This is a genomic window from Vitreimonas sp. (assembly GCF_035627415.1).
Lineage (GTDB): Bacteria > Pseudomonadota > Alphaproteobacteria > Caulobacterales > Aquidulcibacteraceae > Vitreimonas.
The window spans coordinates 163700-189841 of record NZ_DASPLU010000006.1; the positions used below are offsets into that span (position 1 = coordinate 163700).

Sequence of the window (26142 nt, forward strand, 5' to 3'; positions counted from 1 at the left end):
ATGTTCGGCAAGCGAGGCATAGGCGATGCACCGAACGCTGCGCCGGCGGCGCCCGCCGCCGCGCCGGCCAGCGTTGGCGCGCGCCCGGCCGCGACTGCGCCGTCACCGCGCCCCGCCGCCGCGCCGAGTCCGCGCTCAGCCACGCCCGCGCCCGCTGCGCCGCGTCCAGCCGCGCCATCGGCGAGCGCGCCCGCCGTGCGCCAGCGTGAGCCCGACCCGTCGGAACAGCCTGAATATCGCTCCGAAGCGTATTACCGGGTCAAATCGACGATCTTCAACGCGCTGATCGAAACCATCGACCTGACGCAGCTGGCGCAGCTCGACCCGGAATCTTCGCGCGACGAAATCCGCGACATCGTCGCGGAGATCATCTCGATCAAGAACGTCGTCATGTCGATTGCCGAGCAGGAATCGCTGCTCGACGACATTTGCAACGACGTTTTGGGATACGGCCCGCTCGAGCCACTGCTGGCGCGCGACGACATCGCCGACATCATGGTCAACGGCGCCAACGCCGTGTTCATCGAAGTCAGCGGCAAGATTTCGAAGACGGGCATCCGCTTCCGCGACAACGGCCAGCTGATGAACATCTGCCAACGCATCGTGAGCCAAGTCGGCCGGCGGGTGGATGAATCGAGCCCAATCTGCGACGCGCGCTTGCCGGACGGCTCGCGTGTCAACGTCATCGTGCCGCCTCTCGCAATCGACGGGCCGACGCTGACGATCCGGAAGTTCAAAAAGGACAAGCTGAAGCTCTCGAACCTGGTCGAGTTCGGCTCGATCTCGCCCGCCGGCGCGAAGATCCTGCAGATCATCGGCGCGTGCCGCTGCAACGTGCTGATCTCGGGCGGCACCGGTTCGGGCAAGACCACGCTTCTGAACACGCTGACTGCGTTCATCGATCCGACCGAACGCGTCATCACCTGCGAAGACGCGGCAGAACTGCAGCTGCAGCAGCCGCACGTAGTGCGCCTGGAAACGCGGCCGCCGAACCTCGAGGGCTCGGGCCAGGTCACCATGCGCGACCTGGTCAAGAACTGTCTGCGGATGCGTCCTGAGCGGATCATCGTCGGCGAAGTCCGCGGCAGCGAGGCGTTCGACTTGCTGCAGGCCATGAACACCGGTCACGACGGCTCGATGGGCACGCTGCACGCCAACACGCCGCGTGAAGCGCTCTCGCGTCTGGAGTCGATGATCACGATGGGCGGCTTCTCGCTACCGCCGAAGACGATCCGCGAAATCATCGTCGCCGCCGTCGACGTCGTCATCCAGGCCGCGCGCCTGCGCGACGGTTCGCGCCGCATCACCCAGATCACCGAAGTGCTCGGGCTCGAAGGCGACACGATCATCACGCAGGATCTGATGGTCTACGAGATCCAGGGCGAAGATCAGAACGGCCGCATCCAGGGCCGCCACCGCGGCACCGGCGTCGGCCGCCCCCGCTTCTGGGAGCGCGCGCGCTATTTCGGCCTCGAGAAGGAACTGGCGCAGGCGCTGGACGAGTCGGAGTCGAGCTGATGGATCCGGCCATTGTCGCGGCCGTGCTTGCCTTCGTCGCGATTGGCGGCGCCGGCATCGCCTTCAGCGGCGGCGGACAACCCGCGGCGGCGTCCAAGCGCGTGAAAGCGGTCGCCGGCGCGACCAAAGTCGATCGCCGCAAGCAAGCTACGGAAATGGCGGCGCTGAAGCGCAAGCAAACCACGCAGGAAGCCCTGCGCGAACTCTCGGCCAGCGAGAAGCAGTCGCGCAAGCGGCGCTTTTCGGTCAAAGGCCAGATCGCCCAGGCCGGCATAAAGCTCTCCGTCCCTGCTTATTGGATGATGGCCGTGGCCGCGGGCTTGGCGCTGGCGCTGGTCGGCTTTCTGGTCAGCAAGCATCCGGTCGGCGCGCTCGCGGGCCTGTTCATCGGCGCGCTCGGCCTGCCCCGTTGGGTGCTGAGCGTCATGGTCGGCGGACGGCAGAAGAAATTCTCCAACCAGCTCGCTGACGCGATCGACGTGATCGTGCGCGGCGTGAAGTCGGGCCTGCCGCTCGGCCAATGTCTGCGCATCATCGCGAGCGAAAGCCCCGAGCCGCTGCGCAGCGAATTCCAGGCGCTGGTGGATTCGCAGGCCATGGGCGTGCCGCTCGAAACCGGCATGCAGCGCATGTACGACCGCATGCCGCTGCCGGAAGTGAACTTCTTTTCGATCGTGCTGGTGATTCAGCAGAAGACCGGCGGCAACCTGTCGGAATCGCTGGGCAATCTTTCATCCGTGCTGCGCTCGCGCAAGCTGATGAAGGAGAAGGTGAAGGCGCTCTCGGCCGAAGCCAAAGCCTCGGCGGGCATCATCGGCTCGCTGCCAGTGTTGGTGGGCATTCTCGTCTGGTTCACGCGCCCGGCCTACATCGCGGTGCTGTTCGAGCATCCGGTCGGCAATCTCATCCTCTTGGGCTGCGCGGTGATGATGTCGATGGGCATCTTCGTGATGCACAAGATGGTCAACTTCAAGTTCTGAGGGCGCGAGCGTGGATTTCGTCAAGCTCCTCACCGATCCGCTGACCATCGCCGGCGTTCTCGCCGCCGGCGCGTGCTTTGCCACCATCGTCACCGTCGCGGCGCCGGCGATGTCGGAAGACAGGCTCGGCTCGCGTTTGAAGGAAGTGGCGAAGAAGCGCGAAGAGCTGCGCAAGAAGAGCCGCGCCGATCTCGCCAAGAGCGGCGCTTCGCTGCAGCACAAAAACGCCAACCAGTTCGCCAAGGGTCTGGTCGACAAGCTCAACCTGCAGAAGGCGCTGGCGGACGATTCGCTGGCCGAGAAGCTGATCCGCGCGGGCCTCCGCGGCCAGGCTGCGCAGACGATGTTCTATTTCTATCGCGCGGCGCTGCCGATCGGCTTCGGCGTGCTCGCCCTGCTCTACGTGCTGGCGCTCGGCGCGCAGATGCCGCTGCACCTCAAGCTGATCGCCGTGGTCGGCGGCGTCGCGGCCGGCTTCTACGGCCCCAACCTTTATCTGAAGAACCTCGCCGACAAACGGCGCACGAAGATCATGGAGGCGTTTCCGGATAGCCTCGACATGATGCTGATCTGCGTCGAGAGCGGCATGTCGATCGAAATGGCGCTGGGCCGCGTCGGCCAGGAGATCGCGCCGGCCTCGGTGGAGCTGGCGGAAGAATTCGCGCTGACGACGGCGGAGCTTTCCTATCTGCCCGAACGGCGCATGGCGTACGAGAACCTGGCCCGCCGGACCAACCACCCGGGCGTGAAGGCCGTCGCCATGGCGCTGACGCAGGCGGAAAAATACGGCACGCCAGTCGGCCAGGCGCTGCGGGTGATGGCGAAGGAAAACCGCGAGCTACGCTTGTCGGAAGCGGAGAAGAAAGCGGCTTCGCTGCCGCCGAAGCTGACCGTGCCGATGATCCTATTCTTCCTGCCGGTGCTGTTCGCGGTGATCATCGGCCCCGCGATCATCCAGATCAACGAGATCCTCGGCAGCCAGTAGTCGTCTTCCGCGGAACGCTCTCCCCGGCGGGCCGTTGTTCGTGATTGCGGAGAACCGCACGCGAGGGCGCAAGCCCGATGCTCGAAGAGATCGATCGTGTTTTGGCCAAGCTCGATTGGATGCGTGCAGAGCGCATCTGGCCGAACGGCTTGCGCTATCTCTGGACCGACGCGTTCGGCGTCGTGCTGTTCGTGTCGCTCTACCGCAAGCTGGGCGAGAACGCTTGGCTCGAGCGCGCCGAAGAACTGGTGAGAGATGTCGAGCGCGTGCTCGGCCGGCCGCGCGGGCTGCGGATCGGCGAAGCGCCCGATCGGGACGGGCAATATTATCATTATCTAGCGATGTGGCTGTTCGCGCTGGCGCGGCTGGGCGAGCACAGGCCCGACTATCGCGCGCGCGCCATCGCCATCGCCAAGGACATTCACGCCGCCTTCGTGGTTCCCGGCGTCGGCGTGATCTGGAAGATGGAGGAGGATCTGAGCGGCCCCTATCCTGGCTACGGGCTCGGCGCGATGGATGCGTTCGACGGCTACATCGCTTATCGGCTGCTCGATGAGCAGGCCCTGGCGCACGAGATCGCGGACATGAAGGCGCTGATCGAGGCGAGCTACAGGAAGCTCGACATCGATCAGGATCTGGGACTCGGGATGATGTTGTGGCTCGCGCACTTCTTCCCCGAAGAAGACTGGGCGAAGCTGCATGCGGCGCGGGCTTTAACTGCGCTCGACCGCTTGTGGGTCGATCCGCCGGGCTATTTCGGCCGCAGCCGGCGCCAACGCGATCTGCGTTTCGCCTTCACCAATTACGGCGTGTCCATCGGCCTGCAGGCGGCGGGCCAGCATCTCGACCGGGTCGAGCGGCTGAACGCCTATTTCGAAAGCTACCGATCCGGCGACGAGTACGACCGGGAAGCGATCACGCACGTAATGGCCTGCGCCTCGCATTTTCCAGGGGTTTGGTTGGCGTCATCGGTGCTTGATTAAGGCGAAGCGAAAAACACCAATCGCGACGAACAACACGCCGGCTACAATCGATAACGCTCGTCTGCTCTCCCAGTCATGCCCGGGTATGAGAGCAGAAAGAAGCAGCGTTCCGACCAGAAGCACGACCATCGCAGACACGGACCACCAATAGCGATGTAGTATTCCGGCTCGCGCAAGCCTCACACGTGACCGGCGATAGAGGCGAAGTTCCGCAATCCCAAAGGGACGCCAAGCAGCAGGATCGCTATCATGATGACGTCTGCGATTGTGTTGAACTCGTCGGCGCGAAGATCTTCAATGTTCATGACACACAGGCCGCGATCACGGCGCCCAAAACAGATCTCCCAGCATCTGAAAGGGCGAACACATTCTTGTTCCGTCCGCCAATGCGGGGTGACACACACTCACGGCGCGAGTTGTACAATATAGTCGTACACGTAGGTATGACTGTATGTCACGTCGCCTCACCCGGCGCGACCTACCCCGCGCGCCCCAGATCACCCCACCGCCGGGGGTCGCTCAGTAGGCCGCGGAGGTATTCGATGTTTTGCGCGGCTTGCGCGGGAGGCAGGTCGATGCGTTCGATCTGTTCGGCTTCGTCGAAGCGGCCTTGCAGGGCGATGGCGATGGCGAGATTGGCGCGCGCTTCCGGCGGCGCGTTCGGCAGCTCGGCGGCCTGGCGCAGAAGCGGCTCGGCCTCGGCCGGTTCGCCGGCCATGATGTGCGAGACGCCCATATTGGTGAGGATGCGCGGATCGTTCGGCTGCAGCGCCAACGCTTCCTGATAGGCGCGGCGCGCTTCGGGGAAGCGGCCGAGCTGATCGAGCGCGGCGCCGAGCGCCGAGCGGACGCGCCAATTCTCCGGTTCCGCCGCGGCGACGACCGCTAGCGGGCGCAACGCTTCGTGCGGGCGCGACGAGGCGATCTGCGCGAGCCCGTACGTGGTGAGGAGCTGGCGATCGTCCGGGAAGCGGCCGAGCGCTTCGCCGGCGATCTGTACGGCGCGGTCGGCGCGGCCGCCTTTGCGCAACGATTCCGAGAAACGCTGCGCGGCTTCGAGATCGTTCGGGAACGTCTGATACTCGCCGGCCCAGAACGCCATTTGCGTCAGCATGTCCTCACGGACGATGCGCTCGCGCGCCTCGCGGTCGACGGGGCGCACGCCCTGCAGCGCCCCGGTCGTGTCGACCGCCTGTTCGCCGCCCCCGCTGGTGGCGCAGGCGGCGAGCGCGGACACGGCGAGCAGCGCGAGGGGCAGACGGTGCATAGGCGCGGAGGCTGCGGGGATTTGCTCAATAAAGAGCTAATAGGTGTTAGCTTTTAGGTTCTAGGTGTTAGGGGTGACTCGGGGCTGTCCCGCGGCCCTCTCCGGACACCTAAAACCTAACCCCTAGAACCTAGACCCCAATGACTCTCCCCTTCCTCCCCGACGCCAACGGCTCCGCCGTTCCCATTCACGCCATCCGCTCGGGCGAGTGGAAAAACTGGGCGGAGCGGCATTCGGAGACGCTGCGGCGGCTGGCGGCGGCGCACGACTTTCAGGCGCAGAACGCGCGCATCCTGCTCGTTCCGGCGACGGACGGATCGATCGAGCGGGTACTGTTCGGCGTCGGCGACAAGGCCAACGTCATGGTGATGGGCGCGCTGGCGCAGCACCTGCCGGCGGGCGACTACCGCATCGCCTTCGCGCCTCGCGAGTTCGCTGGCGCCTCGATCGCCATCGCCTGGGGCCTCGGGGCGTATGCGTTCGATCGCTACAAGAAGCGCAAGCGGCCAGCGCCGCGGCTGGCGACGCCGGAAGGCGCGGACTTAGATGAGGCGCGGCGCGTTGTCGAAGCCTCATGGCTGGCGCGCGATCTCGTCAACACGCCGACCAACGACATGGGGCCAGATGACCTACAGGCGGCGGCGGAGAAGGTCGCGCGGGAAAATGGCGCGGCGTTCGAGGCGATCGTCGGCGAGGACTTGCTGGCGCAGAACTATCCGCTGCTGCACGCGGTCGGCCGCGCGGCGGCGCAGGCGCCGCGGCTACTGCATTTGAGTTGGGGCGACGATGGCGCGCCGCGCGTGGCGCTGGTCGGCAAAGGCATCACGTTCGACACCGGCGGGCTCGACATCAAGCCCGCCGCCGGCATGCGCATGATGAAGAAGGACATGGGCGGGGCCGCGCATGCGCTGGCGCTCGGCCAGCTCATCATGCAGTCGAAGCTCAACGTGAAGCTCGACGTGTTCCTGGCCGTCGCCGAGAACGCGATTTCGGGCGACGCATTCCGCCCAGGCGACGTCATCGTCAGCCGCAAGGGGCTGAGCGTCGAGATCGACAACACCGACGCCGAGGGCCGCCTAGTGCTGGCGGACGCGCTGGCGCGCGCGTGTGAAGATGCGCCGGCGCTGCTGCTGGATTTCGCGACGCTGACGGGCGCGGCGCGCACGGCGCTAGGGCCGGACATTCCGCCCTTCTTCACCGGCGACGAAGCGCTCGCGGCGGAACTCGCGTCCGCATCGCTCGAGACCAACGATCCGATCTGGCGGCTGCCGCTGTGGGACGCTTACGAGGGCGACATGGATTCGCCGATCGCCGACCTGAAGAACACAGGCGACGGCGCGTTCGCCGGGGCGATTTTCGGCGCGCTGTTCTTGCGCCGCTTCGTGACGACGCCGGCCTGGGCGCATTTCGACGTGTTCGCTTGGGCCCCGAAAGAGAAGCCCAGCCGCCCGCAAGGCGGCGAAGCGCAGGCGCTGCGGGCGGCGTACCGGGTAATCAAGGGGCGGTTTGCGAAAGCTCAAGCCTGAGCGCGCGCCGCAAGCCGCGCGACTTGAAGCTCGAGCCGTTTCACTTCGCGCAGCACGGCGCTCTTGTTGATCTCCATCCAGAAATAGATTTTCAGCATCGCCACCGCGAGCATGCTGACGACGACGCCGACGCTCCACAGCACGGCCGTCCGCGCATCCGACGCCAAGAAGAGATTGTAGGCGCAGTACACGGCCGCGCCGAACATCGCGAACGTGATGATGGCGGCGAACACATTGAGCGCCCCCATCGGGCCGCTGAAGGTCCCGAGCACTTGCGAATGCAGCGGCGCTTCCTTGTCGAAACGCGCCAGAAATTCGGCGTCCTCGGCCGACAAGGCCTGACGGATGGCTTGATCGAGATTGGTCATTGCCCTTCTCCAAAGCTCGCGCGCAATGCTTTGCGCGCGGCGAACAAACGTGACTTCACAGTGCCGGCCGGAACGCCAGTCGCTGCGGCGATTTCGGCGACGCTCATGTCCTCGCCGAAGAACAGACCGACGGCGATACGCTGCTCCGGCGGCAGCCGTTTCAACGCCGCGGCGAGGTCCAGTCGCGCGTCGGACGCGTCGGCCGGCGGCGGCGGTTCGTGCGGCGCCGGTAGCGCGTCGGCGATGCGGCGGCGGCGATACGATTGCCGCAGCGCGTCGGTGCACTTGCGCGCGGCGATGGCGTAGAGCCACGGCCGCAGCTTGGCCGGATCATCGAGCCGATCGATGGTGCGCCAGGCGCTCATCCAAGTCTCTTGCATCGCATCGCGCGCCGTTTCCGGATCGCCGAGACTGCGGGCGGCGAACGCCAGCAATCTCGGGCTCCAGCGTGCGGCAAGACGCTCGAACGCCTCGCGCTCGCCGGCCTGGGCCAACAGGACGAGATACTCGTCCAACGCCTGATCCAGACCCCGCAGCACGATGCATGCCCTTTCCGGCTCTTAAGTCGCTGGTTCGGGCCAAACGGTTCGATGGCTTAACGTCAGCGATGCGGGCGCCCGTAGGCAGGCCGCACCTCAACGTGCATCGTAGATCACCACATTGCGCCGCGCGGCTGCCGCCAACAAAGGCGCATCGCGACTTGCCAGAGTTGCCGACAAACGCGATGCGGCTTCAAGATAACAGGCATCATAGAACGAGAGACCCTCGCCACGCGCGAGCGCGACTATGTCGGCCAGCAGACTCTCGTCCGGCAGAGCTTCGAGCGCCGTCAGCTGATTGGCTATGAAGGCTATCGCTTCGTCGGCGATTTCCCGGGTAATCCTCTGCTGCCGCTCCGCCTTCACCAAGGCGTTTCGCACCTCGAAAGCAAAGATCGAAGGCGCGACAAACACCGCGTTGGCTGTGCGCAATAAGGAATCCGCCGCTGATGTGCGCTGAGATGCGACCGTCCACGCAATCGCGAGTGACGCGTCGATGACGACGTTCACTCGCGCCCATCCTCAACTGCAGCTTTCCAATCGAACGGCTCCAGGCCGGCATCGGTGAAGCCATCGCGCAAATAGATCATGCGCTCGATCGCCGCCGAACGGTCAGCGGCAGAAAGCCTCCGCACCGGCGACAGCCGCGCGACCGGCTTTCCGTGTCGCGTGATGATCACCTCCACGCCCTTTTCCTCGACCTCTTGGATGAGCGAGGAGAGCTTGTTTTTGGCGTCGTAGAGCGCAACCTGCTTCATGCGCCAGATATAGCCAGTCTCCGGCTAATTTCTAGCCTACTCTTGCGTGGCGGAGGCTCGTTCCAGGAGCCAAACAACATATCGCGTTAATCATCTCTTATCTTCCACAACATGTTGTGGTTTCGCGCTTGCAAGGACCACCAAATCAGCGAATCTTCCACTTGCGATTCAACCGGAGGGGAGCGGCATGGACCTCGTCCAAAATAAAGTGGAAGCCCTGGATCTTTGGCGGCGGGTCACCGTCAGCACGGTGCGTTCGGACGCCCCGGACCTGACAGCCCGCCAGTTGGCGGTGCTGATGACGGTGCGGCTGCAGCCGGCGCCGCACACGGTGCGCGGCCTCGCGGCCACGCTGAATGTCGGCAAGCCGGCGATTACCCGGGCGCTCGACACGCTGTCGCGCCTCGGCTTCGTCCAGCGCCGGCGCGACCCGAAGGACGGGCGCAACGTGTTCGTCGAGCGCACCGAAAAGGGCGATGCGTTCCTGGAACAACTGGGCGCGACCATTCTGCAGGATGAGGGCGGCGCGCAGCAGCGGCCGATGCTACAAGCGGTCTCATGAATGATCCGCGGCTGACGCCGGCGCGCAGCGATGTGGCGGCGGCGAAGCTCAAAGGCAAAGTTGATGCGGAACGGTTCGTCGAAGCCGTTCCGCATCAAGTGAAAGTCGGCGCCACCGTTCTGCGGGAGGCGCCGGATTTTCAGGCGCGGCTGGAGACACAGCTGCTCTACGGCGAAGTTTTCGACGTCTACGATCGCGACGACGATGGATGGGTGTGGGGCCAGGCCCAGCTCGACGGCTACGTCGGCTACGCGCGCGCCGAAAGTTTCGACACGGACATTCACGCGCCGACGCATCGCATCGCGGTGCTGCGGACATTGGTGTTCCCGGCGCCAGATAAGAAATCGCAGCCGCCCTCACCGCTCAGCCTCAACGCGAAGGTCAGTGTGAACGGGCCGATCGAGAACGGGTTCGCCCCGCTCTCGCGCGGCGGTTGGGTCTACGCCGCGCACATCGCGCCGCTAGAGACGAAGGTCGACGATTGGGTGGCGAGCGCCGAGCGCTTTATTGGCCTGCCTTATTTATGGGGCGGCAAGGATTCGAGCGCGGTCGATTGCTCAGGACTTGTGGAGAGCGCGCTGGAGACCGCCGGCGTGCGCGCGCCGCGCGATGCGGACATGCAGGAAGCCGTGGTTGGGAAAGCGATCCCGCTCGATTCCAAGCTGCGCCGGGGCGACCTCGTGTTCTGGCCCGGCCATGTGGGGCTCATGCGCAGCGAAACGGAATTGCTGCACGCCAATGGCTTTCACATGCAGACGGTGGCGGAGCCGTTGGCCGACGCGATCACGCGCATTGGCCCGCCGCGGACGATCCGCAGGCTTTAGAGGAGCGCGCGGGCGTTTAGACCCTCGCTCTTTTTAGTGGCCGCCCGCTGGCGCTGGCGCGGCCGGCGCAGCCGCTTCGGTGGGAGCGGCGCCTTCGGCGGGCGCTTCGCCCTCGGCCGGCGCGGCTTCCGGAAACGGCGCCGGAAGCGGCACGTTGTGCGGCGAGATCGAGCGCAAATAGGCGATCAGCGCGACGCGATCCTGCTCATTGCGCACGCCGGCGAACGCCATCTTGGTGCCGGGCACGTCGCGCGCCGGCGAGAGCAGGAAATCGTTCAGAGCAAAATAGTCCCAGGCGCCGCCGTGGGCCTGCATCGAGTCCGAAAACTCGAAGCCGGCATGGCTGGCGACGGCGCGGCCGAACACGTCGGCGAGGTTGGGGCCAATGCGATTGGGGCCGCCGGCTTCGAGCGTGTGGCAAGCCGTGCACTGGGCGCTGACGCGCTGACCGCGGGCGATCAGTTCCTGCAGCTGCGCCTCGTCGGCGAAGAGGCGGCCGAAGTCCGGCGGACCGGCGGGCGTCGCGGCGCCGCCGCCGGCGGTCTCGAGCTGCACCTCTGGGAGCCAGCCGGCCTTCTCAGGATAGTGCGACTGAACCACGGAATCGGCCAACACCCCGACGCCCATGACGCCGAGAACCGAAGCCAACACGGCTCCGAAAATCGAATTCATCCGCAGATCGCTCATTGCCCTGCCCTGGCTGGCCCGGTCCGGCCCAAACTGACGGGCGGGTTATGGCGTGCGTTGCGCGCCGCGCCAAGCGGCGGCTGTGACGCGGACGCGCCGCATCGGCCTTGCGCGGCGAACCGCCGCACGGCAATCGGAGGCGATGAACTCTGTCGTCGTGATCCCCGCGCGCATGGCCTCCACGCGTCTGCCCGGTAAGCCGCTCGCCGATATCCACGGGCGACCGATGATCGCCTGGGTGATCGAACTGGCAAAGGCGGCGAACGCCGGGCCGGTGCTGGTGGCGGCGGCGGAGGAGGAAGTCGCCGAAGCGGCGCTGAAGGCCGGCGCGCACGTGACGCTGACCGACCCGGATCTGCCGTCGGGCTCGGATCGCGTGCACGCCGCGTTGGAGGCGTTCGATCCCGAGCGGCGCTTCGACGTTGCGGTAAACCTGCAAGGCGACATGCCGACCATGCGCGCGGCCGATGTCGCGCGCGCGGTGGCGGCGCTGAGACCAGGGGCCGACATCGCCACTCTGGTGTCGCCCTCGCGCGACGAGGGCGAGCGCAGCAATCCGAATATCGTGAAGGCGATCCGCGCCGCCGATGGGCGCTGTCTTGCGTTCACGCGCGCGCCGGCGCCATGGGGCGAAGGACCGATCGAGCGACACGTTGGAATTTACGTCTATCGCCGTGCGGCGCTGGCGCGCTTCGTGGCGGCGCCGCCCTCGCCGCTCGAGCTGCGCGAGAAGCTCGAACAATTGCGCGCGCTGGAGATGGGGATGATCATCACCGCGGACGCGATCGAGGACTTTCCCAAGGGCGTCGACAGCCCGCCCGATCTCGAAGCGGCGCGCGCGACGTTGGCCGGCCGCTGACGTTTACGCTTCGCGCACAGGTGTGAGCGCGGATTAATAGACGAGGCAGTCGCGTTTGCGATTTGCACACTCTTGGCTCTCGTTTTTGTGATTTCCCTTCAGCGCTCGTTATCACCTGCGCGCGTTTAGTCGTCCCGCGCACGCGTACGCGGCGGGGGGAAAGAATGGACGCGAAAGAAGCAATCGTGCGCCGTTTGGCGACCGCGCGGCAAGGCGCCTGGAAAATGGTGCAGTCGGCCTCCACCAGCCAGAAGCTTGCCGTCGCGTTCGCGCTGTTCCTGATCCCGCTGGCGTACGTCGCCGGCAAACTGGCTGACGAGCAGCAGCATTCGGTCGATGTCGTACGCCAGGAGCGCGATGGCGCGGCTTATCTGCGCGTCATCAACGAAGCGCACACGCTGCTCAACATGCAAATGCGCGCCCAGCAGCTCGGCCATGAGAATGTCGACAACATTTCCGCCGCCATCCGCGCGCTGCGCTCGGCCGAGCGCCGCTATGGCGAGGGTCTGGAGACAGCCGAAATATCCGATCGCGCGATCACGGCGATGCGCACGGTGCTGAACAACGATCGCGCGCGGACCACGGCCGCCGGAGCGGCGGTGATGGCGCTCTGCGATCTCGCACACAAGGTGGGCGACCGGGCGCATTTGGTCCGTGACCCCGAACGCGCGAGCCACTTTGCGGCGGGCGTCGTCATCGAACGCGCACCGATGTTGGCGCAGCAGGCGCGGGAGCTCGCCGCGCTCACTGAGACCGTGTTTGCGGATCGACGCATCGGCGAAGGCGAGCGCACGGAGCTGTTGCAGCACCTCGCTCTCCTTGAAAGCACGTCCGGCGCGCTCAGCAACGCGATGACGTCCATGACGGAGAGCGCCGCCAATCAAAGACTCAGCAATTCACTCGAGCCACCGGTCTATGCGGTGCTGACCAATTTCGCGGTTTATCGCAGCTCCGTCGAACGGGCGCTGGGGCGCGGGCGACTCGATCTGGAGGAACTGATCGCCACGGAAGCCGGCGCGCAGTTCGCGCTGTCCGATCTGAGCGGCCGCGTCTCCACCGCGCTCGACACGATGCTTCAAGCGCGCGCCAAGCGGCTGGCCGACGAGCGCACCGGCACGCTGCTGCTGGCGGCGGCGCTGTTCATCGTCGTGCTAGGCTTCGTCGTGGCGCTGCTGCGGGTCGGCCTGGTGCAGCCGATCGACTCGATCTCCGCTTCGATCCGCGCCATCGCCGACGGCAATTATGATTCGGAGATTCCGGCGCTGACCCGCGGCGACGAGATCGGCGAGATGGCGCGCGCGCTCGCGGTGCTACGCGACGCCGCCGAAGCGCGGATCAGCGCCGACGCCGCGCGCATCGCCGCCGAGACGGCCAACCGCGCCAAATCGCAATTCGTCGCCAACATGAGCCACGAGCTGCGCACGCCGCTGAACGCGATCATAGGTTATGCGGAGATCCTAGCGGAAGACGCCGAAGACCGCGGCGATAGCGCCTCGATCGCCGACCTGCAGCGCATCAACATGGCCGCGCGTCACCTGCTTGCGGTGATCAACGACATCCTCGACCTCTCCAAGATCGAAGCGGGCCGCATGGACGTGCTGGCGGCGCCGACCGATCCGCGCGCTGTCGCCGCCGAAGCTATGGCTACGGCGCGTCCGCTCGCCAGCAAGAACCAGAACGCCCTCGATTGCGACATCGAAGAGGTCGCAGAAGCGTTCGTTGACGCGCAGAAGCTCCGCCAGTGCCTGCTCAACCTGCTCTCGAACGCCTGCAAGTTCACCAAGCAGGGCGAGGTGAAACTGGCCATGCGGCGCGAGCAGCACGACAGCGGCGCGCGCCTCGTCTTCACCGTCGCCGACACGGGGATCGGCCTCAGCGAAGAGCAGATTGGCCGCCTGTTCCAGGCGTTCGAGCAAGCCAGCGCGAACACGGCGCGCGAGTTCGGCGGAACCGGGCTTGGGCTCATGATCACGCGCCGGATGGCGCAGATGATGGGCGGGGACGTCAGCGTCGCCAGTGAACTCGGCAAAGGCGCCGTGTTCACGCTCTGGGTGCCGCAATTCTATCAGGGTTTCGGCGCGAGCGGCAGCGGCGACGTGTTCGAGCGCGAGGGCGACGAGGACGCGCCGCTTGCGGTGGTGATCGACGATCAGGCCAGCGCCCGCGATCTGGCGGTGCGAGCGTTGACGCAGGTCGGCTTCGCCGTCCAGTGCGCACGCACGGCGGATGCGGGCATCACGCTGGCGCGGACGCTTAAGCCGGCGCTGATCGTGCTCGATATCAACCTGCCCGACCGCGAAGGCTGGGAGGTGATCTCCGATCTGAGCGTCGACCCGGAGACGGCGCCGATTCCGATCGTCGTACTGTCGATCGAGGAAGACCGCCGCCGCTCGATCGAGCTGGGCGCGGCCGAGCACCTGGTGAAGCCGGCGACGCGGGACTTGCTTTGCGCCGCCGCGCTGCGGCTCGCGCGCATCCGCCCGCAGCCGCGAGCGACTGCGCTGAAGCTCAGCGCTTAGCCGGGAAACTGCTGCACGCCGACGAGATCGAGGCGCCCGTCGACGGCGGCGGCGCAGGCGAGGCTTTCCATGCCTTGCACGTAGCAGAAGAGCGCCCGATCGTCCGCGCGGATGCTTTCGTAGCTGGTGCGGTCCCAGCCGTCGGCGACGTGGAACGGAAATTCGCCCGCCGCGGGCGAGTCGGCATTCTCGGGCCATACCGGCAGCGCCGAGGTGCTTTGCATGGTGTTGTTGGCCGGCGCGATCCATTCGCGCAGCGCCGTTTGCATCGCTTCGATGTCGCGCGCGCCGGCGAGCGTCATGATTTGCGCCGTCGGGTGCGCGGCGGTCCACCAGACCGCGCCTTCGCTGTTGCGGACGACGAGCGTCGCCACTGCATGTTCGCAATCGGGACCGGCCGCTGTGGCTTGAATGGTCAGCGTTTCCGCGCCGGCTTGCCAGCTTTCGGTCGCCACGGCATCGCAGCCGCGGACCGACGCCGTTTGCGCCATTTCGGCAGGCGCGCATGCGGCGGCAAGCGCGAGTGCGCCAAGGCTCAACAGAGTACGCATCGTGTAGTCCCTCCCAGTTCGGGCGAGCCTAGCCGCCGAATTCCGCATGCACCAGTGCGCCGACGTCCTGCAGCGCCGATGTCGCAGTCTTCGAATACGCGGTGAAGTTGAGGCCGCCGTGCATCAAAGCGGGATACTTCTTCTCGGTGACGCGCACGCCGGCGGCGCCGAGCGCATGCACGAAGGCGCGCACGTCGGCGCGGACGGGATCCAAGGGGCCGCCGCCGGCGACGATCGTCGGCGGCGCTGCGGCGAGGTCGATATCCAAGAGCGACGGCAGCGCTTCCGCGCCGAGACTCTTGGCGATGTAGATGCAGGCGACGCGGCCGAGAAAACGGAAATTGCGCAGCTCCTCGTCGGCCCACATCGTGTCCTGAACATGAATCAGTGGGTAGAGCAGCGCCTGCAGCGCGACCGCGCCCGGCGTCGCACGATTGAGCTCCAGCGCCATCGTCGCCGCGAGATAAGCGCCGGCGCTGTCGCCGGCGAGCGCGATGCGGTTGGACTCGGCGCCGAAAAGATGCGCGTTCTGGAACGCCCAAGCGCACGCCGCGCGCGCATCGTGCAGCTGGCCGGGAAATGGCGTCTCGGGCGCCAGCCGATAGCCGACGGAAAGCACACGGCCGTGCGAACACTTCGCAAGCCAAGAGCAGACCGAATCGTGCGTGTCGATATCGCCGCAGACGAAGCCGCCGCCATGGAAGAAGACGATCAGCGGCTGCGGCGGCGCGTCCTGCGCTTCGTAATAGCGGGCGCGCAGAGGCCCGGCGGCGCCGGAGATTTCGAGATCCTCGACGCGCTTTAGGCCAGCGGCGCGCGCGGCCGGCACGGCAAGCAGCGTGCGCAGCCCCCGGCGCGTCTGCGCCAGGATCGCCCTCTCGACACTCTGCGCCACGCCCATTGCGCTTTCGCCCTACCGCAGCAGCGGCGCTTACGCTAACGCTCGCCGCCGATGACTGACTATATCTCGTTTCAAGGCGAACCTGGGGCGAACTCACACATCGCCGCGCGCGAAGCCTATCCGGACCTGGAGCCGCTGCCGTGCGCCAGCTTCGAGGACGCGTTCGCCGCCGTCACCGAGGGCCAGGCGCGCTATGCGATGATCCCGGTCGAGAACTCGGTCGCCGGCCGCGTCGCGGACGTGCATACGCTCATCCCCGAAAGCGGGCTCTACATCGTCGGCGAGCGCTTCGTACCGATCCGGCATCAGCTGCTGGGATTGAAGGACGCAACGCTCGAAGGCCTGACGCACGTGCGCTCGCATCCGCAGGCGCTGGGCCAATGCCGCAAGCAGCTGCGCGCGCTCGGCGTCGCGGCGGTGAAGACGGCGGACACGGCCGGCGCGGCGCGCGAGATCGCCGAGCTTGGCGATCCGCGCGTCGGCGCCCTCGCCTCTTCGCTGGCGGGCGAAATCTATGGGCTCAAGGTGCTGAAGGCCGACATCGCCGATGCGCCGCACAACACGACGCGCTTCCTGGTGTTCGCGCGCACCGAGCAGAACGCGGCGCTTGGCTCCGGCCCCTGCATGACGAGCTTTGTCTTCCGCGTCCGCAACGTGCCGGCGGCGCTCTATAAGGCGCTCGGCGGCTTCGCCACCAACGGCGTCAACATGACCAAGCTCGAGAGCTATATCGAAGGCGGCGCCTTCTCGGCGGCCATGTTCTTCGCCGAGATCGAGGGGCATCCGGAAGAGCGGCACGTGAAGCTGGCGATGGAGGAGCTGGCGTTCTTCTCCGCCTCGCTGAAAGTGCTGGGCGTCTACCCGGCCGATCCGTTCCGCCGGACGTGAGTTGCAGCGAGTACCAATTTTTGGTACTCTCGCTATTATGAGCAAAAACACCTCGATCTCCTTCAGCGCTCACTTCACGGATTTCATCGAGTCCCTGGTCGCCTCAGGGCGTTACGGCTCGGCCAGCGAAGTCGTGCGCGACGGGCTGCGCCTGCTCGAAGAGCGCGAAGCGAAACTGCAAAAGCTGCGCGAACTGATCCGCGAAGGCGACGAGAGCGGCGAGTCGATCCCGCTCGATCGAGAGAAATTCTTCGCCGAAGTACGCAGCGAGTACAGCGCCAAGAAGCGCAATGCCTAGGCTGGACCTCAGTCCACTCGCCGACAGAGATGTGCGCGAGATCTGGGAGTACACCGCAGAGACTTGGTCCGAACGTCAGGCGAACGCATACGTCGACGACCTTTTTGACGAGCCGGTCGAGATGCGAACGAGACGTAACCCGCCGCCTCGTCTTCACGTATAAACCTCCCGGAGGCGAATGGCGGACGAAGCCGCATTGAGGGCCCTGCTGCTCAAGGGGCTGGCCGGCGAAGAGGCGGCGCACCGCGCGTTTCTGACCGAAGCGGCGGCGCTGCTGCGCGCCTATTTCCGCAACCGCTTGCGCGGCCGCGCCGAAGACGCGGAGGATCTGGTGCAGGAGACTTTGGTGGCGCTGCACACGCGCCGCGACAGCTACGATCCGAATTATCCGCTGACCGCCTGGCTCTACGCCATCGCCCGCTATCGGCTGATCGATTTCCTGCGCCGGGCCAAGCACCGCGACCATGCAGGGCTCGACGGGCACGATTTCGGCGAACCCGATCCGGAGTACGATGCGGCCGACGCCAAGCACGACATCAAAGTGCTGCTCGACAAGCTGCCTGAGAAGCAGCGCACCGCCATCCGAATGGTGAAGCTCGAGGAAAGGAGCGTGCGCGAAACCGCCGACGCCACCGGCCTCAGCGAATCCGACATCAAGATCTCGATCCATCGCGGCTTGAAGACGCTGATGCGGCTGATGGCCGGGGAGCAGGCGACGTGAACACCAACGACCTCATCGATGCGCTCGCGCGCGGCGCCGGGCCAGCCGAGCGCCCGCACTGGCGGCGCAAGCTGGCGATCACGCTGGCGACGGGGCTCGTGGTCGCTGTTGCGCTGGTGGCGATCTGGCTGGGCGTGCGGCCCGACATCGGCGCGGCGCGCATGCCGATCATGTGGAAGGCGATCTTCTCGGCCGCCGCCGCCGCGGTGGTGCTGCCGCTGACGGTGCAGTTGATGCGGCCGGGCCGGCCGCTCGGTTGGCGCATCGGCGCGGTGGTTCTGTTCGTTGCGCTTTGCGCGCTGGCGACCTGGATCGCGCTCATGGGCGAAATGCCGGAGCGGCGCTGGGAAGCGTGGATGGGCGGCTCGATGCCATGGTGCGTCGTGCTGATTCCGCTGCTCGCCGCGCCCGCGGCCGTGCTGCTGACGCTGCTGATGCGCGCCTTCGCGCCGACGCGCCTCACGCTCGCCGGCGCCGCGATCGGCGCGCTCTCCGGCGGCGTCGGCGCGATGGCGTACGCGATGTATTGCCCCGTGGATTCGGTGGCATTCGTGACGACGTGGTATGCGCTGGGCATTGCCGTGAGCGCGGCGCTGGGGGCGGTTGTGGTGTCGCGGTTTTTGCGGTGGTGACGCCCAGCGAGTCGGCGCAGCTCTAGCAGCCTCGGATGTAACATTCACGTGCGGGTGAGGCGGAAGGCATAGTTGGCTCTTGCATGGACAGCACCGCCCGGCGAAGATTCGCGTATGTCACGCCCGCTCAATCTGCTCCGATCAGTGATCGCCCCCCTGACGGCGGCGGTGACACTAGCTGCGGTTGAACCCGCCAAGGCCTGCTCTTTGCCCGCGTATGAAGATGATGGGCGCTATGTTGGCGGCGACCTCATCACGCAAATCGCACGTAAAGCGGACACCATTCAGATTGTTCGCGTCACAGCGCGGCACCTCGTTTGGCGTACTTATACGGAAGGAGAGTGGTACTTACGCAACGGAGATACCAACGTCCCTGATCACGAACCGGAGTACGTTGATCAGTTCGTCTATGCGCTCTCCGTGGTCGAGACTCTGAAGGGCGCAACGGACACGGCGTCGTTCCTGTACGAACAGAATCCTCGCATTCTGGCGTACGGTGCAACGGAGCTTTTCCAAGCATATGGTCGGCAAGCGGACGCCGTCGCCTCGCACCCAAATCGGCTGCCCGACTGGCTACCGGAGCGCCCGGGCGACAACGGCACGGCGTTCACCGGCGGGGCGACACAAGAAGCAGGGCTTGGCCTCGGCGAATGCAACGGCCCCTACTTCGTCGACGTCGGTCAAACCTTCATTGCGCTCCGTGACAATATTGGGCGGCTCTATCCTTCTTCCGGCGGCTTTCCGCTGACAATCGACGCGGAATTTCGATCACGGGGTCTCAGGGAGCGCGTGTCCTTCAACATGCAATCCTTGATCCCGATTAGGGACAACACCGACCCTCTTTTAACTCGGCTCCGCGAAGCACTGGCGCAACATCGCTGAGTCATTCAGCCTAAGAAAAGCGATGCGGTGGTGTAACCGCACGCATCCTCCGCGCGACCTTCCCACCAAGGAGGGCCGCCGCCCATGTTGGCTCGTGTCAAACGCTACGCTCCCACCGCGATTTCGCTGTTCGCGGCTGCCGTCTTTCTCGACAGCCTGCGCTACAAATTCACCGATCACCCGAACACGCAGGAAATTTTCGGCCGGCTCGACGGCTGGGCCGGCTCGCTCGGCGCGCCGGGCCTGTTCGCCCACACGGGCCTTTTCAGCCAATACGCAATCGGCAGCGCTGAACTCGCCGCTTCGACGCTGCTGCTGCTCGGCCTCCTCCCCCGCTTCGCCCGGCTCAATGCGCTCGGCGCCGCGATCGGGTTCGCTGTCATGACCGGGGCGGTGAGCTTTCATCTCTTCACGCCGCTCGGCATCGATCCGAACAATGACGGCGGCGGTCTGTTCGCGGCGGCGGTGACGATCTGGCTCACGTCGATCGCGCTGCTCGTCATCCGCCGCAACGAGATCGCCGGACTGTTGACCGATCTCGCCTGCGCCTTCGTCCCCTCCCCGCAACCGCTCTCTGCGCCCATGCGCGCGCCTGCTCACGCTCGAGGATAACATGCGCAAACTCGTCTTCGCTCTCGTTTTAGGATTCGCCCCGCTCATGACGACGCCCGCCCACGCCGACACCCCGCCGGTGCACACAGGCCTGCTCTCGCGCGTCGCCGTCGGCGGTTACGATCCGGTGGCGTATTTCACCGACGGCCGCCCCGTGCGCGGCAGCGCCGAGCATCGCGTGACGCACCAGGGCTACGAGTATCGCTTCGCCAGCGCCGCGAACGCCGCCGCCTTCCGCGCCGCGCCTGCGCGCTACCTGCCGCAATATGGCGGCTATTGCGCCTGGGCGGTGGCGAACGGCTACACCGCCGCTGGCAATCCGCAGAACTGGCGCATCGTCGATGGCAAGCTCTATCTGAACTACAATGACGAGATTCAATCACGCTGGGAGCGCGGCATTCCGGGCTTCATCCGCAGCGCGAACGCGAACTGGCCGGGCGTGTTGCGGCGCTAGCCGGTCTGAACCGCCGCCGCAGCGCCCGCGAGCGCTGAGCCGACCGCGGGCGTGACGCGCTGCAGACGGCCGTCGTTCGCCGCCGCGACGGCGGCGACGCCGCTCGTGCGATCGAACGTCACTTCGGCGTACCAGAGCGTGTTCGAGCCGTTGTGCCAGAGCGCGTCGCCGCGCTTGACCCAGCCCATGGCGTAGTCACCCCCGAACGGCGGCGTGTGCAGAGTGCGCCAGCTTTCGGCGTTCAGGAACGCAGCGCCGTCGCGATGCGCGGCGAGATACTTGAGCACGTCGTCGAACGCGGCGTGCACGCGCCCGGCGGGGCCGAGCACGGCGGGATTATCCGTGATTGCGTCGCCGGGCAGGTGCGGGCGCAGGCCGCCGACGAGCCCGCCCGCGTGCCCCGCCGGCTGATCGTAAGCCGCGCGCGCGCCTGGCGCGCCGAAGCCGGCGCTCGCCATGCCGAGCGGCTCGAACACGTGGCGGCGGATCAGCGTCTCCCAGGAGGCGCCGAGCTTGGCTTCCAGCATGGCGCCGGCGATGACGTAGCCGTTGTTGGAATAGAGAAAGCTCTGCTCTTTCGGCCCGATCGGCTCTTGCCGCAGCGCTTGGCGCGCAAACGCCACGCGCTCCTCACGCGGATCCTCGTTCTCGCGCCGATAGCGGACGAAATCGGTGATCGGCAGGTTCGCCTGGAGGCCGGCGCGGTGGCTGAGCAAATGCCGGAAGTTGGCGTCGCGATACTCAGGCCGCATGTCAGCGATCGCGCCAGCGAGGACGGCGCCCACTGTATCGTCCCACGAGACGGCGCCGGCCTCGACGCAGCGCGCGACCAAAGTCGATGTCATCGACTTTGTGATCGAGCCGAGGTGCCAGACATCTTGAGTCGTTACCTGCTCACTACGGCCCTGGACGCGAACGCCATCGGCGAGATCGAGACGGCGGCCGTCACGATGCGCCGCTGCAGCCGCAAGCGCCGGTGCACCGGCTTCTGCGCGAAGCGCCCGCAAGCGCTCGATCGTCAGCGGCTGAACCGGCGCGGCCTGCACTTCGCCGCGCGCGAACACGAGCGGCAGCCGGGCGCCCTGCGTGAACACGCCGTCGATGCGTCCGTTGACGAGCCGGCCTTCGTAAGAGGCGTTGATCGACGGGAAGCGCAACCGCAGCCGATCGCCTTCGACCCGGACGGAGTTCGCCGGGATAGCATCCTCGCCCTGGTCGAGGCTGTAGAGATCGGCGCCGCCCTCGCGGACGACGAGGCGCAGCCGCAGCCGCTGCGACCCAGCTTCGAGCACGCCGTTCCATTCGCCGGCGAACGCGCCGGGCGCGGCCTCCTGCGCGCACGCCGCCGACCACGGCAGCCATGCCGCTAGGGCGCCTAGAATAAGCGGTCTGCGCGTCAACATGAGTTCTCCCTCGCCTTTGCCCTGTCCCTATAGTCGCATTGACGCGGGATTTATGACGGGGTTTATGTCCGCCTCGCGCGCAGCTGTGGAAACACGGCCCAATCCTCAAGGATTTCAACGATGAAAGTCCTCGTCCCGGTCAAGCGGGTGCTCGATTTCAATTTGAAGGTCCGGGTCAAGCCGGACGGATCGGGCGTCGATCTGTCGAACCTCAAAATGTCGATCAATCCGTTCTGCGAAATCGCGGTCGAGGAAGCCGTGCGCATGAAGGAAGGCGGCGGCGGACACGCGAAAGATGCGGCGACGGAAGTCGTCGCCGTTTCGATCGGCCCGGAGCAGGCGCAAGAGACGATCCGCAACGCGCTCGCCATCGGCGCCGACCGCGGCATCCTGGTGAAAGCCGAAGGCGAAGTCGAACCGCTCGCGGTCGCGAAGATTCTCAAGGGCGTGATCGACGCCGAGAAGCCGGACCTCGTGATCCTCGGCAAACAAGCGATCGACGACGACAACAACGCGACGGGCCAGATGCTCGCCGCCCTGCTCGATTGGCCGCAAGCGACGTTCGCCTCGAAGATCGTGCTCGCCGACGGCAAGGCGACAGTGACACGCGAAGTCGACGGCGGCCTGCAGACGATCGACGTCGACCTGCCGGCGATCATCACGACCGACCTGCGCTTGAATGAGCCGCGCTATGCTTCGCTGCCGAATATCATGAAGGCGAAGAAGAAGCCGATCGACGTCAAGACGCCGGCCGATTTCGGCGTCGACACAGCGCCGCGTTTGAAGACGGTGAAGACGGCCGAGCCGGGCAAGCGTCAGGCCGGCATCAAGGTCAAGACTGCCGCTGAACTGGTCGGCAAGCTCAAGGAAGCGGGAGTTCTCTGATGGCCGTTCTCGTTGTTGCAGAGCACGACAATACGTCGGTGAAGGACGCGACCAACAAGGTCGTGACCGCCGCGAAGGCGATGGGCGGCGATGTCGACGTGCTGGTCGCCGGCTCGAACGCCGGCGCCGCGGCGCAGGCGGCGGCGAAGATCGACGGCGTGCGTAAGGTGCTGCACGCCGACGGCGCGACTTTGGCGAAGCAATTGGCCGAGCCGATGGAAGCCTTGATCACGCCGTTGATGGCAAACTACGACGCTGTGCTCTTCCCGGCGACGACGACGGGCAAGAACGTCGCCCCGCGCGTGGCGGCGAAGCTCGACGTCATGCAAGTGTCGAACGTGATCGGCGTCGAAGGCGCCGACACGTTCGTGCGCCCGATCTACGCCGGCAATGCGATCATCACCGTGCAGGACAGCCAGCCGAAGAAGGTGCTGACGGTGCAGCCGACTGCGTTCAAGGCGGCCGGCGCCAGCGGCGACGCCGCGGTCGAAACCACCGCCGCCCCATCGGGTCCGTTCAAGTCGGCGTTCGTCGGCGAAGAGTTGGCGAAGTCGGATCGCCCGGAACTGACGGCCGCGAAGCGGATCGTCTCGGGCGGACGTGCGCTGGGCTCGAGCGAAGAGTTCCACAAAGTGCTCGAGCCGCTGGCCGACAAGCTGGGCGCCGCGGTCGGCGCGTCGCGCGCGGCGGTCGACGCCGGCTACGCGCCGAACGACTATCAGGTCGGCCAGACCGGCAAGGTGGTTGCCCCGGAACTCTACGTCGCGGTCGGCATTTCCGGCGCGATCCAGCACCTCGCCGGCATGAAGGACAGCAAGGTCATCGTCGCCATCAATAAGGACGAAGACGCGCCGATCTTCCAAGTCGCCGACTATGGCCTAGTGGCGGACTACAAGACCGCGGTGCCAGAGCTGATGGACGAACTGAGCAAAGCGGGCGTCTGAAGTGGAGCGCGGGCGTCCTCGCCCGCGCTATTCTTTGCCATCGAGAGCGCGGGCGGCGACGCACGCGCTCCACAGAACCCTTGCGCGCCGCCCGGCCCTATGCTGCACTGCAACAAGATTTGCATTTCAGCGGCGCCTGAGCGCCTATGGCTGGTAACATGACCAACATTAAAACGGTCGGCGTGGTGGGCGCCGGGCAAATGGGCAACGGCATCGCGCACGTCTGCGCGCTGGCCGGCTACGACGTGCTGCTGCACGACGCCGATACCGCCCGAATCGACGCGGCGCTGGGAACCATCGGCAAGAACCTCGGCCGCCAAGTCCACCGCGAGACGATCAGCCAGGCGGACGCAGATACCGCCCTGAAGCGGATCAAGCCGGCGGCCTCGCTGAAGGAGTTCGGCGCTGCGGACTTCGTGATCGAATCCATCGTCGAGCAGGACGACGCCAAGAAAAAGGTATTCGCCGACCTGCGCAGCGTGCTGAAGCCGGAAGCGATCCTTGCGTCGAACACCTCTTCTATCTCGATCACGCGCCTTGCGGCCACGACGGACCGCCCGGATAAATTCATCGGCGTTCACTTCATGAACCCCGCGCCGGTCATGGAGTTGGTCGAGATCATCCGCGGTCTCGCCACGAGCCAGGAGACGTACGACACGTCAATCGCGTTCGTGAACAGCCTCGGCAAGAACATCGCCAACGCCGAGGATTTCCCGGCGTTCATCGTCAACCGCGTGCTGGTGCCGATGATTAACGAGGCGATCTACACACTCTATGAAGGCGTGGGTTCGGTCGAGGCGATCGACAAATCGATGCGGCTCGGCGCGCACCATCCGATGGGTCCGCTCGAACTTGCGGATTTCATCGGCCTCGATACCTGCCTTTCGATCATGCAGGTGCTTTACGAGGGCCTCGCGGACTCCAAGTATCGCCCCTGCCCGCTGCTCGTTAAATACGTCGAAGCCGGCTGGCTTGGCCGCAAGACTCAGCGCGGCTTCTACGACTATCGCACCGATCCTCCGACGCCGACGCGCTGACAGCCGTCGGCTTTTTCACATCGAGAGAAGTGCGGGCGCGCGGGCGTTCTGCCCACGCGCCCCGCTTCATGCGCGTCACGCGGCCATGCCCGCCATCAGCACATAGCCGTGCGCCACATACGCCGCGACGGCGATGGCGAACGCGCCGCCGATGGCGAGTTCGAGCAGTGTGATTGCTTTGCGCATTGATGTCCCTCGGCAACACGGACGGGGAGGTGTCCGCGCCGCGGAGATAAGGGCGATGCGCAACGGCAAAATGGCGCCAGCGTTAAATCGCGTTGAATTCGCCCGCTTTCATCCCAGCGCTTGCAAGGATGCAACAGCTGCTCGAGCCACGCGCTCAGCGCTCGAACACCAGAGAGAAGTTGTTCGCAGGCATCTCGATGATTTCGCGCAGGCGCAAGCCCTGCGCATTTGCCGCCGCTTCGACGTCAGCGACGTCGCGGACGCCGAAAGCCGGATCGCGGGCTTTGAGCCATTGCTCGAACTGTTCGTTGGAGGGCGCGGTGTGGGCGCCGCCGCGTTTGTAGGCGCCATAAGTGTAGAGCACGCCGCCTTCGCGCAACAGCCGGCCCGCGCCGGCCATGAGCCCAAGCGTGGCCTCCCAGGGCGAGATGTGGATCATGTTGATCGCGAGGATGGCGTCGAACAGGCCTTCGACGCCCCACTCCGGCTCGCGCACGTCGATCGCAAGCGGCGGCGCGACATTGGGCAGCCCTTCGGTCCATGCGGCTATGCTCGTGCGCGCCGAGGCGTCGGGGTCGCTCGGCTGCCAGCGCCAGCCGGGCTCGGCCTTGGCGAAGAAGGCGGCGTGCTCGCCCGTTCCCGAGGCGATCTCCAGGACGCGCGCCTCACGTGGGAGCACACGCCGCAGCACGGCCAGGATCGCATCCTGATTGCGGGCTGTGGAGGGCGAGCGCTGTCGGGCGTCGGTCATGGCAGGACGACAACCATTAGCCACACTCCAGAGGAAAGCGCAGCGCCCTTTGGTTGCGCGCTGGTGACGCGTTGGGCTCGGCCATTATGGTCCGCGGCATGCGCGCGCCCATCCCGCAACGCATCGCGCCGCTGACTTGGCGCAAGCCGGCCGTGCTTTGCACGCCGCTTGCGCTGATCTGCGCGATCGGCTGGCCCGCCGCGGCCTTCTGGCAAGAGCCGAACATACAGCGGCTGACGCTGGCGGCCGGCATGATCGTATTCGCGCTGGCGCTCTGCTCGCTTGGCGCGAGCTGGACGCTGGGACGCGCGCCGAGGACGCGGCTGACCGCCGTTCTCCACGTCGTCGGCGCGGGCGCGGCGGTCGCCCTGCTGGCGCCCTTCGCGCTGACCGAGCTGCTCGCCGCGGCATCGGGGCAAACGGGGCTCGAATCGGGCGCCGTTTCCGCCGTCTCGCTCGGCGTGGCGATGGCTCCGCTTGCGCTGATTGTCGGCCTCCCCATCGCGACCGTCTCGGGCGTCGTCTTCGCCTGGCTCGCGTTGGCGCGCGGCGCGCAGACCTAGACATTTCGGCGCCGTTGCGGGCGCCGGCATTTTCCCGTTCGCCGCCGTTGCGCCGGAAG

31 protein-coding genes are annotated in these 26142 nt (G+C 66.3%); 20 read left to right on the forward strand and 11 right to left on the reverse strand.

What is annotated here, in order from left to right:
• The 4 genes from VEA80_RS03950 (at position 1) to VEA80_RS03965 (ending at position 4466) form a co-directional block, all read left to right on the forward strand.
• On the forward strand, positions 1-1518 hold the full coding sequence (locus VEA80_RS03950; RefSeq protein WP_325059392.1) for a CpaF family protein: 1518 nt from the start codon (positions 1-3) through the stop codon (positions 1516-1518).
• The gene (locus VEA80_RS03955; protein WP_325059393.1) at positions 1518-2498 is read left to right on the forward strand and encodes a type II secretion system F family protein; all 981 of its coding nucleotides are present in this window, start codon (positions 1518-1520) and stop codon (positions 2496-2498) included. Before VEA80_RS03950 ends, VEA80_RS03955 begins: the two co-directional genes overlap by 1 nt.
• A 10-nt stretch (positions 2499-2508) precedes the next feature.
• Positions 2509-3483 carry a type II secretion system F family protein gene (locus VEA80_RS03960; RefSeq protein WP_325059394.1) on the forward strand — a complete coding sequence of 325 codons (975 nt, stop codon included), beginning with the start codon at positions 2509-2511 and terminating at the stop codon, positions 3481-3483.
• Between the two features lie 77 nt (positions 3484-3560).
• Positions 3561-4466, forward strand: a complete 906-nt coding sequence (locus tag VEA80_RS03965; RefSeq protein WP_325059395.1) for a hypothetical protein — start codon at positions 3561-3563, stop codon at positions 4464-4466.
• 179 nt (positions 4467-4645) lie between these two features.
• Here VEA80_RS03965 and VEA80_RS03970 read toward each other — a convergent pair whose 3' ends face one another.
• Positions 4646-4771 carry a hypothetical protein gene (locus tag VEA80_RS03970; protein ID WP_325059396.1) on the reverse strand — a complete coding sequence of 42 codons (126 nt, stop codon included), beginning with the start codon at positions 4769-4771 and terminating at the stop codon, positions 4646-4648.
• Between the two features lie 173 nt (positions 4772-4944).
• Positions 4945-5733, reverse strand: a complete 789-nt coding sequence (locus tag VEA80_RS03975; RefSeq protein WP_325059397.1) for a tetratricopeptide repeat protein — start codon at positions 5731-5733, stop codon at positions 4945-4947.
• Positions 5734-5873: 140 nt separating this feature from the next.
• Between VEA80_RS03975 and VEA80_RS03980 the strand changes: the two genes are divergently transcribed.
• Entirely contained in the window at positions 5874-7259 is a 1386-nt protein-coding gene (locus VEA80_RS03980) for a leucyl aminopeptidase family protein (RefSeq protein WP_325059398.1), read from the forward strand.
• Here VEA80_RS03980 and VEA80_RS03985 read toward each other — a convergent pair.
• The 4 genes from VEA80_RS03985 to VEA80_RS04000 all read right to left on the reverse strand — a co-directional run bounded on the left by VEA80_RS03985 (position 7250) and on the right by VEA80_RS04000 (position 8924).
• Positions 7250-7627 carry a DUF6768 family protein gene (locus VEA80_RS03985; protein ID WP_325059399.1) on the reverse strand — a complete coding sequence of 126 codons (378 nt, stop codon included), beginning with the start codon at positions 7625-7627 and terminating at the stop codon, positions 7250-7252. The genes VEA80_RS03980 and VEA80_RS03985 overlap by 10 nt on opposite strands.
• Positions 7624-8166 (reverse strand): sigma-70 family RNA polymerase sigma factor, encoded by a 543-nt coding sequence (locus tag VEA80_RS03990; RefSeq protein ID WP_325059400.1) that lies wholly within the window; start codon positions 8164-8166, stop codon positions 7624-7626. Before VEA80_RS03990 ends, VEA80_RS03985 begins: the two co-directional genes overlap by 4 nt.
• A gap of 96 nt (positions 8167-8262) precedes the next feature.
• A complete protein-coding gene (locus tag VEA80_RS03995; RefSeq protein WP_325059401.1) occupies positions 8263-8676 on the reverse strand; it encodes a type II toxin-antitoxin system VapC family toxin in 414 nt (137 codons plus the stop codon).
• A complete protein-coding gene (locus tag VEA80_RS04000) occupies positions 8673-8924 on the reverse strand; it encodes a type II toxin-antitoxin system prevent-host-death family antitoxin (RefSeq protein WP_325059402.1) in 252 nt (83 codons plus the stop codon). The genes VEA80_RS03995 and VEA80_RS04000 overlap by 4 nt, the downstream gene beginning before the upstream one ends.
• Before the next feature lie 187 nt (positions 8925-9111).
• Here VEA80_RS04000 and VEA80_RS04005 point away from each other — a divergent pair, with 187 nt between their 5' ends.
• Complete coding sequence (locus VEA80_RS04005) at positions 9112-9486, forward strand: MarR family transcriptional regulator (RefSeq protein ID WP_325059403.1); 375 nt, start codon at positions 9112-9114, stop codon at positions 9484-9486.
• Entirely contained in the window at positions 9483-10310 is an 828-nt protein-coding gene (locus VEA80_RS04010; RefSeq protein WP_325059404.1) for an NlpC/P60 family protein, read from the forward strand. Before VEA80_RS04005 ends, VEA80_RS04010 begins: the two co-directional genes overlap by 4 nt.
• Positions 10311-10343: 33 nt before the next feature.
• On the opposite strand, the gene VEA80_RS04015 is transcribed toward VEA80_RS04010, so the two are convergent.
• Positions 10344-10997: a cytochrome c family protein gene (locus VEA80_RS04015; protein WP_325059405.1), complete on the reverse strand. Its 654-nt coding sequence runs from the start codon at positions 10995-10997 to the stop codon at positions 10344-10346.
• A gap of 142 nt (positions 10998-11139) precedes the next feature.
• Here VEA80_RS04015 and VEA80_RS04020 point away from each other — a divergent pair, with 142 nt between their 5' ends.
• Both VEA80_RS04020 and VEA80_RS04025 read left to right on the forward strand, forming a co-directional pair.
• Complete coding sequence (locus tag VEA80_RS04020) at positions 11140-11856, forward strand: 3-deoxy-manno-octulosonate cytidylyltransferase (RefSeq protein WP_325059406.1); 717 nt, start codon at positions 11140-11142, stop codon at positions 11854-11856.
• Between the two features lie 164 nt (positions 11857-12020).
• Positions 12021-14375 carry an ATP-binding response regulator gene (locus VEA80_RS04025; RefSeq protein WP_325059407.1) on the forward strand — a complete coding sequence of 785 codons (2355 nt, stop codon included), beginning with the start codon at positions 12021-12023 and terminating at the stop codon, positions 14373-14375.
• Here VEA80_RS04025 and VEA80_RS04030 read toward each other — a convergent pair.
• Positions 14372-14926 carry a penicillin acylase family protein gene (locus tag VEA80_RS04030; RefSeq protein ID WP_325059408.1) on the reverse strand — a complete coding sequence of 185 codons (555 nt, stop codon included), beginning with the start codon at positions 14924-14926 and terminating at the stop codon, positions 14372-14374. The two genes, VEA80_RS04025 and VEA80_RS04030, sit on opposite strands and share 4 nt — an antisense overlap.
• 28 nt (positions 14927-14954) lie before the next feature.
• A complete protein-coding gene (locus VEA80_RS04035; protein ID WP_325059409.1) occupies positions 14955-15821 on the reverse strand; it encodes an alpha/beta hydrolase in 867 nt (288 codons plus the stop codon).
• Positions 15822-15878: 57 nt separating this feature from the next.
• Here VEA80_RS04035 and VEA80_RS04040 point away from each other — a divergent pair, with 57 nt between their 5' ends.
• The 7 genes from VEA80_RS04040 (at position 15879) to VEA80_RS04070 (ending at position 20314) form a co-directional block, all read left to right on the forward strand.
• Positions 15879-16715 (forward strand): prephenate dehydratase, encoded by an 837-nt coding sequence (locus VEA80_RS04040; RefSeq protein WP_325059410.1) that lies wholly within the window; start codon positions 15879-15881, stop codon positions 16713-16715.
• A gap of 37 nt (positions 16716-16752) precedes the next feature.
• Entirely contained in the window at positions 16753-17013 is a 261-nt protein-coding gene (locus tag VEA80_RS04045; RefSeq protein WP_325059411.1) for a type II toxin-antitoxin system ParD family antitoxin, read from the forward strand.
• A gap of 178 nt (positions 17014-17191) precedes the next feature.
• Positions 17192-17734 carry a sigma-70 family RNA polymerase sigma factor gene (locus tag VEA80_RS04050; RefSeq protein ID WP_325059412.1) on the forward strand — a complete coding sequence of 181 codons (543 nt, stop codon included), beginning with the start codon at positions 17192-17194 and terminating at the stop codon, positions 17732-17734.
• Entirely contained in the window at positions 17731-18366 is a 636-nt protein-coding gene (locus VEA80_RS04055) for a DUF1109 domain-containing protein (RefSeq protein ID WP_325059413.1), read from the forward strand. The genes VEA80_RS04050 and VEA80_RS04055 overlap by 4 nt, the downstream gene beginning before the upstream one ends.
• Positions 18367-18480: 114 nt before the next feature.
• Positions 18481-19248 carry a hypothetical protein gene (locus VEA80_RS04060; protein ID WP_325059414.1) on the forward strand — a complete coding sequence of 256 codons (768 nt, stop codon included), beginning with the start codon at positions 18481-18483 and terminating at the stop codon, positions 19246-19248.
• Positions 19249-19332: 84 nt separating this feature from the next.
• Positions 19333-19860: a hypothetical protein gene (locus tag VEA80_RS04065; protein WP_325059415.1), complete on the forward strand. Its 528-nt coding sequence runs from the start codon at positions 19333-19335 to the stop codon at positions 19858-19860.
• 1 nt (position 19861) lies between these two features.
• A complete protein-coding gene (locus VEA80_RS04070; protein WP_325059416.1) occupies positions 19862-20314 on the forward strand; it encodes a YHS domain-containing (seleno)protein in 453 nt (150 codons plus the stop codon).
• On the opposite strand, the gene VEA80_RS04075 is transcribed toward VEA80_RS04070, so the two are convergent.
• Positions 20311-21717 carry a serine hydrolase domain-containing protein gene (locus tag VEA80_RS04075; protein ID WP_325059417.1) on the reverse strand — a complete coding sequence of 469 codons (1407 nt, stop codon included), beginning with the start codon at positions 21715-21717 and terminating at the stop codon, positions 20311-20313. The two genes, VEA80_RS04070 and VEA80_RS04075, sit on opposite strands and share 4 nt — an antisense overlap.
• Before the next feature lie 120 nt (positions 21718-21837).
• Between VEA80_RS04075 and VEA80_RS04080 the strand changes: the two genes are divergently transcribed.
• From VEA80_RS04080 to VEA80_RS04090, 3 genes are all read left to right on the forward strand, one after another.
• On the forward strand, positions 21838-22602 hold the full coding sequence (locus VEA80_RS04080; RefSeq protein WP_325059418.1) for an electron transfer flavoprotein subunit beta/FixA family protein: 765 nt from the start codon (positions 21838-21840) through the stop codon (positions 22600-22602).
• Entirely contained in the window at positions 22602-23546 is a 945-nt protein-coding gene (locus VEA80_RS04085) for an electron transfer flavoprotein subunit alpha/FixB family protein (RefSeq protein ID WP_325059419.1), read from the forward strand. The genes VEA80_RS04080 and VEA80_RS04085 overlap by 1 nt, the downstream gene beginning before the upstream one ends.
• A 158-nt stretch (positions 23547-23704) precedes the next feature.
• On the forward strand, positions 23705-24583 hold the full coding sequence (locus tag VEA80_RS04090) for a 3-hydroxybutyryl-CoA dehydrogenase (RefSeq protein WP_325059420.1): 879 nt from the start codon (positions 23705-23707) through the stop codon (positions 24581-24583).
• A gap of 340 nt (positions 24584-24923) precedes the next feature.
• Here the strand turns inward: VEA80_RS04090 and VEA80_RS04095 are convergent, their stop codons facing one another.
• Positions 24924-25520: a DUF938 domain-containing protein gene (locus VEA80_RS04095; protein WP_325059421.1), complete on the reverse strand. Its 597-nt coding sequence runs from the start codon at positions 25518-25520 to the stop codon at positions 24924-24926.
• A gap of 98 nt (positions 25521-25618) precedes the next feature.
• Here VEA80_RS04095 and VEA80_RS04100 point away from each other — a divergent pair, with 98 nt between their 5' ends.
• On the forward strand, positions 25619-26083 hold the full coding sequence (locus tag VEA80_RS04100; protein WP_325059422.1) for a hypothetical protein: 465 nt from the start codon (positions 25619-25621) through the stop codon (positions 26081-26083).
• Positions 26084-26142: the final 59 nt, after the last annotated feature.